We start from the raw sequence: 13,001 nt of genomic DNA, 5'->3' as shown, positions 1-13,001 counted from the left end.
TGCCGCCGCTGGTGCTGACCTGTACCTCGGCCGTCGACGAGACGCGGCAGCGCCTTGCCGGGGTCGCCGACGTCGCCGATTGCTCGGGCGATGACCCTGGCCGCGTGGACGAGGCCGCGGTACTGGCCGAGCTCGCGGATCGTGACCTGTACCGGGTGTTGACCGAGGGCGGTCCGACACTGCTCAGCTCGTTCGTCGAGCATGACCTGCTCGACGAGCTGTGCCTGACGATCGCGCCGTGTGTGGTCGGGGGTGAGGCGCCACGCATTACGACGGGCCCAGGACAGGTGCTCACCCGGATGCGCTGCGCCCACGTGCTGGCCGACGAATCCGGCTACCTCTACACCCGCTACGTGCGAGCTTGACGCGTGGCGGCTGGCTACTGTGGTCGGCATGAGTCGGCACGCCATGCCCGCCACAGTCGTGGTCGCGGTGACCTTCTCGATGACCATGGTGCTGGCCGGCTGTGTTCCGGGCGTGGCCGCCAACCCGCGCTTTGCCACCAATTCGGGCGCCCGCCCGCAGGGCGCGGTCACGACCACAGCGCGACCGGGCGGTCCCCCGCCCATCGCCGCGCCCAAGAACGACTTGTCGTGGCACGACTGCACCGCGCGCGTGTTCGCCGACGCCGCGGTTCCCGCCGCCCCTGGCGTCAAACTGGACTGCGCCAGCTTTGACGCCGACCTCGACCCGGTCAACGGGGCAGCCGGGACGCTGAGCATCGGCGCAGTGCGCGCCCGCTCAGTGCAGACCCCGCAAGACGCCGGCCCGCTGGTCTTCACCACCGGATCAGACCTGCCGTCGTCGGTGCAGTTGCCGGTCTGGCTCTCGCGCGCGGGCGCCGACGTCCTGCGCAGCCACCCGATCGTCGCCGTCGACCGCCGTGGCATGGGCATGTCGAGCGCAGTGGACTGCCGTGATCAGTACGACCGCCAGGAGATGCGCGACCAGGCGCAGTTCGAAGCCGGCGACGACCCGGTGGCCAACCTCAGCGACATCTCCGACAAGGCCACCACCACCTGCACCGACACCATCGCGCCCGGCGACTCGTCCTACGACAACGCCCACGCAGCCACCGATATCGAAAGGCTGCGCAGCATTTGGGACGTGCCGACACTGGCATTGATCGGGATCGGCAACGGCGCCCAGGTCGCACTGACTTACGCCGGATCGCATTCCGACAAGGTCGCCAGGTTGGTCCTCGACTCCCCGGTTGCGTTGGGGGTCAGCGCCGAAGCCGCCGCCGAGCAGCAGGTGAAGGGTCAGCAGGCAGCATTGGACGCGTTTGCCGCACAGTGCGCCGCGGTGAACTGCCCGCTGGGGCCAGATCCCAAAGGGGCGGTCAGCTCGCTGCTGGCGGCGGCCCGCGGCGGGCATGGTCCGGGAGGGGCGTCGGTGGCCTCTGTCGCCAACGCCATAGCCACCGCGCTGGGTTTCCCCACCGGCGACCGGGTCACCAATACCATCGACCTGGCCAACGCGATCGCGGCCGCCAACTCCGGCGACAGCAACCTGCTGACCAATCTGATCAATCGGGCTGAGGCCACCCGCGACACCGACGGCCAGTTCATCAACTCCTGCGGCGACGCGTTGAACCGCCCGACGCCTGACCGGGTTCGTCAGCTGGTGGTCGAGTGGGGCAAGCTCTACCCGCAGTTCGGCCCTGTCGGAGCGCTCAACATGGTCAAGTGCATCCACTGGCCGAGCGGATCGCCGCCGCAGCCGCCCAAGAAGCTCAAGATCGACGTCATGTTGATGGGTGTGCAGAACGACCCGATCACCGGCTCGGAGGGCGTCGCCGCGACGGCGGCAACGATCATCAACGCGCGCGCGGCAAGCAAGCGGGTGATGTGGCAAGGCATTGGCCACGGCGCCAGCATCTACTCCTCCTGCGCGGTGCCACCACTGATCGGCTATCTCGACAGCGGCAAGCTGCCCGACACTGACACCTACTGTCCCGCCTGACGTGTCGGCATGAGCGCCGGTGTACGGTTCGCTCGTGACGGCAGCTGACTCCACCCGGACCGGTTGGCGCGACTCCGTGCTGGCCGCCTTTCGTCCCCGCACCGGCGTACTCAGCGCGGCAGCGGTGCTGAGGTCGGCGTTGTGGCCGGTGGCCATTCTGGCGGTGATTCACCGCAGCGTGGTGGTGACGACCAACGGCAACATCACCGATGACTTCAAGCCGGTCTACCGTGCGGTGCTGAATTTCCGGCGCGGCTGGGACATCTACAACGAGCACTTCGACTACGTCGACCCGCATTTCTTGTATCCGCCTGGCGGCACCCTGCTGATGGCGCCGTTCGGGTATCTGCCGTTCACGCCGTCGCGATATCTGTTCATCTTGTGCAACACCGTGGCCATCCTGATTGCCTGGTATCTGCTGCTGCGGCTGTTCAACTACACGGTGTCCTCGGTGGCCGCTCCGGCCTTGCTGCTAGCGATGTTTTGCACTGAAAGCGTTACCAACACACTGGTGTTCACCAACATCAACGGCTGCGTGCTGCTGGCCGAGGTGCTGTTTTTCCGCTGGCTGCTCGACGGCAAGGTGAGCCATCAGTGGTGGGCGGGCATCGCGATCGGATTGACGCTAGTGACCAAACCCTTGCTGGCGCCGCTGCTGCTGCTGCCGCTGCTGAACCGCCAGTGGCGGGCCGTGGTCGCCGCCGTCCTGGTGCCGCTGGTGTTGAACGTGGCCGCGTGGCCGTTGGTCAGCGACCCACAGGACTTCGTCACCCGCACGGTCCCGTACATCTTGGGCGTGCGTGACTACTTCAACAGCTCGATCGAGGGCAACGGCGTGTACTTCGGTCTGCCGACATGGCTGATCCTGTTCCTGCGGATCGCGTTCACGCTGATCGCGATTGCCAGTCTGTGGCTGCTGTACCGCTACTACCGCGCCCGCGACCAACTGTTCTGGATGGCGACGTCGTCTGGGGTGTTGTTGCTGTGGTCGTGGCTGGTGTTGTCGCTGGCTCAGGGCTACTACTCGATGATGCTGTTCCCGTTCCTGATGACGGTGGTGCTGCCCAACTCGGTGATCCGCAACTGGCCTGCGTGGCTTGGGGTGTACGGGTTTATGACGATGGACCGCTGGCTGCTGTTCAACTGGATGGGCGTCGGGCGTCCGTTGGAATACCTCAAGATCACCTACGGCTGGTCGCTTTTGCTGATCGTGGTGTTCTGCGTGCTGTACTTCCGCTACCTGGACGCCAAGGCCGAGAACCGGCTGGAATCCGGGATCGATCCGGCGTGGCTGACGCCGGAGCGGCCGCCCAGCGCGGTGATCGCAAGCGCGGCGCAGCCGGGCGCAGCGGGTCACCGCCATTAGCGCTAGCGTGAATACATGAGTTCACAGCGTTCAGATGTGCCGCGCCCCAAAGTTGCACTGACCGACGACCAATGGCGGGAGAAACTGACGCCGGAGGAATTCACCGTCCTGCGTCGAGCCGGCACCGAGCCGCCGTTCACCGGTGAATACACCGACACCAAGACCGAAGGCGTCTACCAGTGCCGGGCGTGCGGCGCCGAATTGTTCCGCAGCAGCGAGAAATTCGAATCCCATTGCGGCTGGCCGTCATTCTTCGACCCGGCGGACTCTGACGCGGTGATCCTGCGCACCGACGACTCCTTGGGAATGCGTCGCACCGAGGTGTTGTGCGCCAACTGCCACAGCCACTTAGGGCACGTGTTCACCGGCGAGGGCTATCCGACGCCAACGGACCAGCGCTACTGCATCAACTCGATCTGCCTGCGGCTGGTGCCCTCCTGAGCGCCGAGCGGCCAGTTATTGCACGTTTTTTGGCAGATCGCGTGTATTAACTGGCCGCTCGGCGCAAAGAATCAGTCCACTCGGGTGGCGTGCACTTCCCAGAACGGGGCGTGCACCCGGCCGTTGGTCAGCCAGGGCTCGACGATGCGGAACCGTTCGGCCACCGGCTTGATCTGGTCCGCCATATCGGGGTTGCGCGCGAGCATCAGGTCGAAGCTTTCAACGCTGAGGTTGACCTGGTATGTGGTTGGTCCCAGATAAGTGATTTCCCAACCCGCGTCAGGAAACACTTGCCGGAAGTCCTCCTCGGAAAGCGACCTCGGCATGCGGAAGCCGTTGACGTCGTGCGCCCCGAACTCGAACATGTAGAGCCGCGCGCCGGGCTTGGTCGCCCGGTGCAACGCATGCGCGTACGAGTTCTGCAGGTCTCGATCGTCACTGAAGGTGTGGTAGAACGCGCAGTCGACGACGGTGTCGAAGCGGTTCTCCAGTCCTTCGAGCTTGGTGGCGTCGGCCAGCTGGAAATCCACGGATACGCCCGCTTTTCGGGCGTTTTCCCGCGCGCGCTCCAGGCCGGCGGGCGAGGCGTCGATGCCTGTGGCCTTGAGGCCTTTCGACGCGTAGTAGATCGCGTGATGCCCGGGTCCGGTGCCGGGGTCGAGCACTTCTCCCTTGACCGCGCCCAGCGCCACCAGCTGCTGCACCACCGGCTGCGGGCCGCCGATATCCCACGGCGTGGCCGCAGGTAGTCCGTGCACAGTCCGCTCGTCGCGGTACATCTCTTCGAAGCGGGCCGGATCGGTCGAAGCGGTCATCAGTCTTGAATCCCTTCAGGCAGCGGAGAATACGTCAACGATATATCGCCGAACTATCGCGATTGTCCATGGGGTGCCGGTTAGGGCAGGGATGCGACCAGTTGCTCGACCGGCACCCGTGGTCCGGTGAAAAACGGTGTCTCGGCGCGGGTATGGCGTCGGGCGTCGGTGGCCCGCAGATCTCGCATGAGGTCGACAATGCGGTGCAGCTCAGGCGATTCGAAGGCCAGGATCCACTCGTAGTCGCCGAGCGCAAACGCCGGCACGGTGTTCGCCCGCACCTCCTTGTAGTCCCGGGCCGCCATCCCGTGCTCTGCGAGCATGCGCCGACGCTCCTCGTCGGGCAGCAGATACCACTCGTAGGACCGCACGAACGGATAGACGCAGATGTAGGCTCCCGGTTCCTCGCCAGCCAGAAACGCCGGAATGTGGCTTTTGTTGAACTCCGCCGGGCGATGCAGCGCGACGCTGCTCCACACCGGTGTGCAGGCGCGTCCCAAGGCGGTGGTGCGCCGGAAATCGGAGTAGGTGGCTTGCAGCGCTTCGACGTGTTCGGCGTGCGTCCAAATCATGAAATCGGCGTCGGCGCGCAGACCGGCGACGTCGTAGAGGCCGCGCACCACCACGCCGCGTTCCTCTTGCTGCTTGAGGAAGGTGGCGGTCTCGTCGACGACTGCCTCGCGCTCGTCGCCGAGCACCCCAGGCCGCACCGAGAACACCGAAAACATCAGGTAGCGGATGGTGGCGTTGAGGGCGTCGTAGTCCAGGCGGGCCATGGGTCTATCGTGCCACGCCGGCACTCAGCAGCTCCGACACCGCTCGACCCGCCGCGGCTATACACGCCGGCACCCCGATACCGTCGAGGTAATTACCCGCCACCGCCAGCGTCGGCGGCAACCCGGCGCGCACCTCGGCGGCGAGATCGGCATGACCCGGGCCGTACTGCGGCATCGCGTCGACCCAGCGTTGGACCCGAACGTCGACCGGCTCGACCGGCAGCCCGAACACAGTCGCCAAATCCGCCAGGGCCCAAGCCAGTAGCTCGTCATCGGAGGCGCGCAGGCTCGCCTCGTCGTCGAACCTCCCGAACGAGAGCCGAGCCAACTCGACGTCCCCGCCGCCGCCCCACTTTCGCGACGACAGCGTAATCGCCTTGGCGTGCAATGCTTCCCCGTTGGCCACCAGGACACCGGAGTGCTCCGGAAACCCGGTGTCGGGCGGCACTGCCAGCGCGACCACCACCGATGACGCGCTGGCGATTCGGCGCGCGGCTGCCACGGCACGAGGGGCGATCCCGGCGACGAGGTTGCCCAGCCGCGGAGCCGGAACCGCCACAATGACAGCGTCGGCGCGCCACGTGGCGCCGGTGTCGTCGCTCAGCATCCAGCCCGGCTCGGCGGGCTCGATGCGCTCGATCGCGGTTTGCACCCAGCGCAGCCCACTGCGGCGGACCAGCTCGTCGACAAGCACCGTGTAGCCACCGTCGACGGCGCCGAACACCGGGCCGCTGGTGACTCCGGGCAGCACCGCCCGGACCGCATCGGTCAGGTTGGCGACGCCAGAGTCGAGAGCCTTCGCCAGTCCGGGCGCGGCCGAGCGCAGCCCGATAGTGGCGGCCGAACCGGCGTACACCCCGCCCAGCAGCGGATCGACCGACCGGGCCACCACCTGCTCGCCGAACCGGTCGGAGACCAAGGCGGCCGTGGCTGGGTCGTCGCCGCGGCGCCAGTTCAGTGGGCGGCCCGGTTCCTCGGCGATGTGCGCGACGGTCGCCTCGTCGACCAGCCCCGCCATGGATTCCGCCGACGACGGAATACCGACGACGGTGCCTGACGGCAGCGGGTGCAACCGGCCCCGGCTGTAGATCAGCGGCCGCGCGCCGGTGGTGCCCAGTTGCCGATCCGCAAGTCCGAGTTCGGCCAGCAACGCCGGCACTTCCGGGCGGCGCACCACGAACGCCTCGGCGCCCACGTCCATCGGCTGGCCAGCGACCCGCTCCGTGCGCAGCACGCCGCCGAGGCGATCGGCCGGATCGAACACTGTGATGGTCGCGTCGTGGGCTAAAGCGCGCAACCGATAAGCCGCCGCCAAGCCCGAAATCCCGCCTCCGACAACGCAATACGAGCGGGACGTCATAGCGAGTGCACCAGCGACACCAACTCGGTGAGCACCCCGGGATCGGTTTCGGGCAGCACCCCATGCCCGAGGTTGAAGATGTGCCCGGCCGCGCCGGCGTCGACCGCGCGACGCCCGTCGTCGACCACCGCCCGCGCCGCGCGGTCCACCACCGGCCAGCCCGCCAGCAGTACCACCGGGTCGAGGTTGCCCTGCAGCGCGGTGGCCGGCTGGACCCGCGCCGCGGCGTCGGTCAATGAGGTCCGCCAGTCGACGCCGACCACCGTGGCACCGGCAGCAGACATTGCGCCCAGCAACTCGGCGGTGCCGATCCCGAAGTGCGTCATCGGCACGCCGTAGTCGGTCAGCGCGGCGAACACCCGCGCACTGTGCGGCAGCACGTAGGCGCGATAGTCCGCGAGCGACAGCGTCCCCGCCCACGAGTCGAACACCTGGATGGCGTCCACTCCGGCGTCGAGCTGGAGTCGCAGGAACGCGATGGTCAGGTCGGCCAGCTTGCCCATCAGCGCGTGCCAGGCGTCCGGATTGGCCAGCATCATCGCCTTGGTGCGGGCATGGTGGCGGCTCGGGCCGCCCTCCACCAGGTAGGACGCCAGCGTGAACGGTGCGCCGGCGAAACCGATCAGCGCGACATCGCCAAGTGCGCCCACCAGCAGCGCCACCGCCTCCGCCACTGGCTGAACAGCTTGCGGCTCAAGGGGTTTCAACGCCGCGATGTCGGTCGCGGTACGCACCGGGGCCGCGATCACCGGTCCGACATCGGGAACAATGTCCAGCTCGACGCCGGCGCCGCGCAGCGGCACCACGATGTCGGAAAACAGGATCGCGGCGTCGACGCCATGGCGGCGGATCGGTTGCAGGGTGATCTCGCAGATGAGTTCGGCGTTGAAGCAGGCCGCCATCATGCTGTGCTGCTCGCGCAGCGCCCGGTATTCCGGCAGGGAGCGGCCGGCCTGCCGCATGAACCACACCGGGATCCGATGCGGTTTGCGCCCAGTGGCTGCGGCCAAATACGGCGACCCGGGAAGGTCGCGGCGAATAGTCATCGCGCTCAATGCTGCCACGGCGCGGCGGTGGCCCACCGCCACCGACAGAGAAGTGTGCGGGCCGCCGTTTTGGGGAATGTGGCGTACGGCGGCCGGAGGGTCTCCGCTTTGACGGCAGGAAAGGAAGCGGTCGATGTTGCTGAAGGAAAAATCAGGAACTGCCGGAGAGGTGGTCGGCGAAGTCGAGTACTTCATCGATCGGGCATTGCGCAATGTTGCCCACGGGCGCTTCGAACGGTCGTTGTCCGGACTCACGGCATTCGCGGCGGTGATTACAACTGCGGAGATCTACCTGGAGCACTACAAAGCGAGCTTCGGCAACAAGTGGATGTGGAGTCCGATCGTGGTGACGCCGCCGGTGGTCGTTGCCGGGGTGGGCGGGGTGTTCTCGAAGCGCTGGGCCAAGCGGTGGCTGCCGATCACCGCCGGGGTGTACGCGGCCAACGGGCTGATGGGCCAGTACCTGCATATGCGGGGGGTGTCGCGGCGGCCCGGCGGCTGGCGGATGGCCAGCTATAACGTGCCGATGGGCCCGCCCATCGCCGCACCCGGGCTGATGAGCATCGTCGGCGGTATGGGCTTGCTGGCAGCGATCTTGCGCCGCGAGAAGTGAGCGCCCCATGTCTGACCGGCCTGATATCTCAAAAGGCGAGCACCTGCCGAACCTGCGACCCGGCGGCAAGCCGCTTCACCCGTCGTGGCTACCGCGCCAGCGTCGCGGAATCACACCGCAGATGATCGGCCGCTACCCCGACTTCGACGTCCTGTCCACCGTCGACAGCTGGGACGATGCCACGAAGAAAGTCGTGCTGGCCCGGCTGGAGGAGCCCGGCCCGTTGCGGTTCTTCGACTCTGTCGAGGAGTTGACCTTGCGCGCATTCTGCGACACCGTGCTCGCCCAGGATGCCGAACCGCGGATACCGGTGGCCGAATTCGTCGACGCCAAACTCGCCGACGGACAGCTGGACGGCTATCAGTACGCCGACATGCCCGACGACCGCGACACCTGGCGCCTCGTATTGGCCGGTCTGGACGAGGCGGCCCGGGACGCCGGTGCCAAGTCCTTCGCGGAGGCCGTGCCCGAAACCCGCCAGTCCGTCGTAGAGCGATTCGCTCATCAGCAGTTGTACGGCGGCAGTTGGGAGAAGTTGAATATCTCCCGCGCCTGGTCGGTGGTGATGCGGATGGCGTTGAGCGCTTTCTACAGCCATCCATGGGCATGGAACGAGATCGGGTTTGGCGGCCCGGCCTACCCCCGGGGCTTCATGCGGCTCGGCGGTATCGGTTCACGTGAGCCGTTCGAGACCCCGGGCGCCACTTCCGAGGACCCGGTCAAGACAATCGAGCGAGGAGAGCTCGATGCGTGACTTCTGGCGCACAGTGCTCAAAGGCGCGGTCGGACCAACCGAGAACGATTCCCGCTTCCTGCTCGACGTGCACTCCCGTGACCTGCCCGGCGAGGCAACCATGCGCCGATATCACGACGACGAGGAGGTCGACCTGGTCATCGTCGGCGCTGGCGCGGGCGGCTCGGTGCTGGCCCAACGCCTGGCCCGCGCCGGCTGGCGGATCGTGATCCTGGAGGCCGGCCCGTTCTGGCATCCCGACGAGGACTGGGTCTCCGACGAGGCCGGTTCACACGAGCTGTACTGGACGCAGAAGCGGATCATCGGCGGCGACGACCCGCAGGAGCTGGGAAAGAACAACTCTGGCCGCGGCGTGGGTGGATCGATGGTGCACTACGCCGGATACACACCGCGCTTTCACCCCAGCGACTTCGAAACCTTCAGCCGTGACCGGGTCGGCGCCGACTGGCCGATCACCTACGCCGACCTGCTTCCCCACTACGAGCGTGTTGAGCGAGAGCTGCCGGTCGCCGGCCAGGACTGGCCGTGGGGATACCCGCACCGGTATCCGTTCTCGCCGCATCCCGTGACGGGTGCGGCGCTGAAGCTGTGGGAAGGCGCCATCAAGCTCGGCATCGAAATGCGAGTCGGCCCGGTCGGCATCGTCAACGGCACCTTCGGCAACCGGCCGCACTGCATTTACCGTGGCTACTGTCTGCAGGGCTGCAAGGTCAACGCCAAGGCCAGCCCGTTCGTCACCCATCTGCCCGACGCGCTCGCCCACGGGGTGGAGATCCGGGCGAACTCTATGGCCGCTCGCATTGAGCTCGACGAGCGCGGGAATGCCTGTGCGGTAACCTATTTCGCCGAAGGCAGCCAGCAAGAACGGCGTCAGCGCGCCAAAGTCGTCGCAGTAGCGGGCTACTCAATCGAGACGCCGCGGTTGCTGCTCAACTCGCAGAGTCCCCGGTTTCCGAATGGGTTGTGCAACAACAACGAACAGGTCGGGCGCTACATTATGGTTCAGGGCGCTACCCAAAGTGCGGGCCGCTGGCCCGAGGAACTGCGGATGTACAAGGCGCCGCCGCCGGAAGTGTCGTCCGAGCAGTTCTACGAGACAGATCCCGACCGCGGCTTCGCCCGCGGGTTCTCCGTCCAGACCGTCTCCCCGATGCCGATCGCCTGGGCCGAACACGTGCTGGCCGACGGACATTGGGGTGCATCGCTGCGTGAATACATGCGGGACTACAACCACTGGGCCACCATCGGCGTGCTGAACGAACTGCTTCCGATGCCGGACAACCGGGTGACGCTGGCCGACGAGACTGACCAATACGGATTGCCGGTCGCCCGGTTCGACTACTCGCTATGCGACAACGACAAGGCCAACATGGAGTACTCCACGAAGGTGATCGCAAACATCCTGCATGCCGCCAACGCCCAAGACGTGCTGACCATTAAACGCTTCGCCCACCTCATCGGCGGCGCGCGGATGGGCAGCGACCCTGACAGCAGCGTCGTCGACTCCAACCAGCGGACCTGGGCGGTGCCGAACCTTTTCATCGCCGACGGTTCGGTGTGTCCGACGCAAGGCAGCGCGAATCCGGCGTTGACGATCATGGCGCTCGCCTCGCGGCTGGCCGAACGAATCATCCGCGGCGACGTCGACGCGAAGGGTGGTGCAAGGGCCAGCTCTGTGCGTGCGTAACCTCGTCGGTATGCCAGTCAGCCAGTCCCCTGTCAGGTACGACGAGTTCCCAAGTCTGCGTATCGAACCGGGCACCGACGGCGTTTTGCACGTGATTCTCGATGCGCCGGGCCTCAATTCGGTGGGCCCGCAGATGCACCGGGACCTCGCCGACATCTGGCCGGAGATCGAGCGTGACCCCGAGGTGCGTGCGGTGCTGGTGCGCGGCGAAGGTAAAGCGTTCTCCTCCGGCGGCAGCTTCGACCTGATCGAAGAGACCATGGGCGATTTCGCCGACCGGATCCGCATCATGCGCGAGGCTCGCGACCTGGTGCTCAACATGGTCAACTTCGACAAGCCGGTCGTGTCAGCGATTCGCGGGCCAGCAGTCGGCGCCGGGCTGGTGGTGGCCTTGCTGGCCGACATTTCGGTGGCCGGGCGCAGCGCCAAGATCATCGACGGGCACACCAAGCTGGGCGTGGCCGCCGGCGATCACGCCGCGATCTGCTGGCCGCTGCTGGTCGGCATGGCCAAGGCCAAGTACTACCTGCTGACCTGCCAGCCGCTCACCGGCGAGGAAGCCGAGCGCATCGGGCTGGTGTCCACCTGTGTCGACGACGACGACGTGCTTTCCACGGCAACTCGCATCGCCGAGGATCTGGCGCGCGGAGCGCAAACCGCGATCCGGTGGACCAAACACAGCCTCAACCACTGGTACCGCATGTTCGCGCCCGCGTTCGAAACGGCCCTGGGCCTGGAATTCATCGGGTTCAGCGGCCCCGACGTGCAAGAAGGACTGGCCGCTAACCGCGAAAAGCGCGCGCCGCGGTTCAGCGCCGATCCTGAGGCCCGTCAGCTGCAGCCGTGACGGCTTTGCTCGCCCCGCCCGCGGGTACAACCGGCGAGCCTGTTCCCGGGTGTCGGTTGATAGGTCTAGCGTCAATGGACGTGGCCCGCGCCGGCGACGACGCAGAGCGCAGCGATGCGGAGAAGCGGCGCGCAGCCTCAGCCGGCGACGACGTAAGGCCCAGCGGTGGGGAGGTGCGGCGCTTTACCTCGGCCGGCGACGACGCAGATCGAAGCGATGAGGAGGAGCGGCGCTTGACCTCCCTCGAACCGGCCGCATTCCGCGAGGCGGTGGCCGCGATGAATGCTGCCAGCGTCCGCGCTGAAATCGAACTCGGCCCCATCCGGCCCCCGCAGCGCCTCGCGCCGTTCAGCTACGCGCTGGGCGCCGAGGTCAAACACCCCGAGCTCGACATCGTCCCGGAGCGATCCGAAGGCGATGCCTTCGGGCGGTTGATCCTGCTGTACGACCCCGAGGGATCCGACGCCTGGGACGGCACCATGCGGCTGGTCGCCTACATCCAGGCCGACCTGGACGCCAGCGAGGCAGTCGACCCGCTGCTCCCCGAAGTGGCGTGGAGTTGGCTGGTCGACGCGCTGGACACCCGCGCCGACCACGTCACCGCACTCGGCGGTACCGTCACCGCTACGACATCCGTGCGCTACGGCGACATCTCCGGACCGCCGCGCGCCCACCAGCTGGAGCTGCGGGCGTCGTGGACGGCGACCACCCCGGAAATCGGCACCCACGTCGAGGCGTTCTGTGAGGTGCTCGAGCACGCCGCGGGACTGCCACCGGTGGGGGTGACCGACCTGGGCTCGCGGTCCCGCGCCTGACATGTCCGAAGCGGCAACCGATCAGCCCAGCATCGAGGCCGAGCCCACGCCACTGCTGCATCCGGCCGACGGAGTACCGGATCTTTCGGTGACCGTCGGGCAGATCGCCGCCGCCGCCGACCAGTTGGCCAGCGGTCGCGGGCCGTTCGCGGTCGACGCCGAGCGGGCGTCGGGCTTCCGCTACTCCAACCGGGCTTACCTGATCCAGATTCGCCGCGCCGGTGCGGGCACCGTGCTGATCGATCCGGTGAGCCACGGAACCGACCCGTTGACCGCGCTGCGGCCCGTCACGGAGGTGCTGGCCGACGACGAATGGATATTGCACGCCGCCGATCAGGATTTGCCGTGTCTGGCCGAACTCGGCATGCGTCCGCCGGCGGTGTATGACACCGAGCTGGCCGGGCGGCTGGCCGGCTTCGACCGGGTCAACCTGGCGGCCATGGTGCAGCGGCTGCTCGGGCTGGGCCTGGCGAAGGGGCACGGTGCGGCCGACTGGTCGAAGCGTCCGCTGCCCGC

13 protein-coding genes and 1 pseudogene are annotated in these 13,001 nt (G+C 67.2%); 10 read left to right on the top strand and 4 right to left on the bottom strand.

Features of this window, described 5'->3' with window-relative positions:
- The 4 genes from VFA16_RS01415 to msrB all read left to right on the top strand — a co-directional run.
- A partial coding sequence (locus VFA16_RS01415; RefSeq protein ID WP_324966096.1) for a dihydrofolate reductase family protein occupies positions 1 to 365 on the top strand: 365 nt, incomplete at its 5' end.
- A 10-nt stretch (positions 366 to 375) separates the two neighbouring features.
- On the top strand, positions 376 to 1,965 hold the full coding sequence (locus VFA16_RS01410) for an alpha/beta hydrolase (RefSeq protein ID WP_324966099.1): 1,590 nt from the start codon (positions 376 to 378) through the stop codon (positions 1,963 to 1,965).
- Between the two features lie 19 nt (positions 1,966 to 1,984).
- Positions 1,985 to 3,331 carry an arabinofuranan 3-O-arabinosyltransferase gene (gene aftC, locus VFA16_RS01405; RefSeq protein ID WP_324966095.1) on the top strand — a complete coding sequence of 449 codons (1,347 nt, stop codon included), beginning with the start codon at positions 1,985 to 1,987 and terminating at the stop codon, positions 3,329 to 3,331.
- Between the two features lie 36 nt (positions 3,332 to 3,367).
- On the top strand, positions 3,368 to 3,772 hold the full coding sequence (gene msrB / locus VFA16_RS01400) for a peptide-methionine (R)-S-oxide reductase MsrB (RefSeq protein ID WP_324966098.1): 405 nt from the start codon (positions 3,368 to 3,370) through the stop codon (positions 3,770 to 3,772).
- A 71-nt stretch (positions 3,773 to 3,843) separates the two neighbouring features.
- On the opposite strand, the gene VFA16_RS01395 is transcribed toward msrB, so the two are convergent.
- The 4 genes from VFA16_RS01395 to hemE form a co-directional block, all read right to left on the bottom strand.
- The gene (locus VFA16_RS01395) at positions 3,844 to 4,587 is read right to left on the bottom strand and encodes a class I SAM-dependent methyltransferase (RefSeq protein ID WP_324966094.1); all 744 of its coding nucleotides are present in this window, start codon (positions 4,585 to 4,587) and stop codon (positions 3,844 to 3,846) included.
- Between the two features lie 80 nt (positions 4,588 to 4,667).
- Positions 4,668 to 5,363, bottom strand: a complete 696-nt coding sequence (gene hemQ / locus VFA16_RS01390; protein WP_324966093.1) for a hydrogen peroxide-dependent heme synthase — start codon at positions 5,361 to 5,363, stop codon at positions 4,668 to 4,670.
- 4 nt (positions 5,364 to 5,367) lie between these two features.
- Positions 5,368 to 6,723 carry a protoporphyrinogen oxidase gene (locus VFA16_RS01385; protein ID WP_324966092.1) on the bottom strand — a complete coding sequence of 452 codons (1,356 nt, stop codon included), beginning with the start codon at positions 6,721 to 6,723 and terminating at the stop codon, positions 5,368 to 5,370.
- Positions 6,720 to 7,769 carry a uroporphyrinogen decarboxylase gene (gene hemE, locus VFA16_RS01380; RefSeq protein ID WP_324966091.1) on the bottom strand — a complete coding sequence of 350 codons (1,050 nt, stop codon included), beginning with the start codon at positions 7,767 to 7,769 and terminating at the stop codon, positions 6,720 to 6,722. The genes VFA16_RS01385 and hemE overlap by 4 nt, the downstream gene beginning before the upstream one ends.
- 133 nt (positions 7,770 to 7,902) lie before the next feature.
- Between hemE and VFA16_RS01375 the strand changes: the two genes are divergently transcribed.
- The 6 genes and pseudogenes from VFA16_RS01375 to VFA16_RS01350 form a co-directional block, all read left to right on the top strand.
- Entirely contained in the window at positions 7,903 to 8,382 is a 480-nt protein-coding gene (locus VFA16_RS01375; RefSeq protein WP_324966090.1) for a hypothetical protein, read from the top strand.
- Positions 8,383 to 8,389: 7 nt separating this feature from the next.
- The gene (locus tag VFA16_RS01370; protein WP_324966089.1) at positions 8,390 to 9,136 is read left to right on the top strand and encodes a gluconate 2-dehydrogenase subunit 3 family protein; all 747 of its coding nucleotides are present in this window, start codon (positions 8,390 to 8,392) and stop codon (positions 9,134 to 9,136) included.
- Positions 9,129 to 10,823, top strand: a complete 1,695-nt coding sequence (locus tag VFA16_RS01365; protein ID WP_324966088.1) for a GMC family oxidoreductase — start codon at positions 9,129 to 9,131, stop codon at positions 10,821 to 10,823. The genes VFA16_RS01370 and VFA16_RS01365 overlap by 8 nt, the downstream gene beginning before the upstream one ends.
- Before the next feature lie 10 nt (positions 10,824 to 10,833).
- Positions 10,834 to 11,670 carry an enoyl-CoA hydratase/isomerase family protein gene (locus VFA16_RS01360; RefSeq protein WP_324966087.1) on the top strand — a complete coding sequence of 279 codons (837 nt, stop codon included), beginning with the start codon at positions 10,834 to 10,836 and terminating at the stop codon, positions 11,668 to 11,670.
- Between the two features lie 233 nt (positions 11,671 to 11,903).
- Positions 11,904 to 12,485, top strand: coding sequence for a DUF3000 domain-containing protein (locus VFA16_RS01355; protein WP_324966097.1), 582 nt, complete (start codon positions 11,904 to 11,906; stop codon positions 12,483 to 12,485).
- 1 nt (position 12,486) lies between these two features.
- Positions 12,487 to 13,001: pseudogene (locus VFA16_RS01350) on the top strand (ribonuclease D); the annotation flags it as partial.

It is taken from the genome of Mycobacterium sp., from assembly GCF_035653355.1.
Taxonomy (GTDB): domain Bacteria; phylum Actinomycetota; class Actinomycetes; order Mycobacteriales; family Mycobacteriaceae; genus Mycobacterium.
This window is presented reverse-complemented; position numbering and strand designations above follow the sequence as displayed.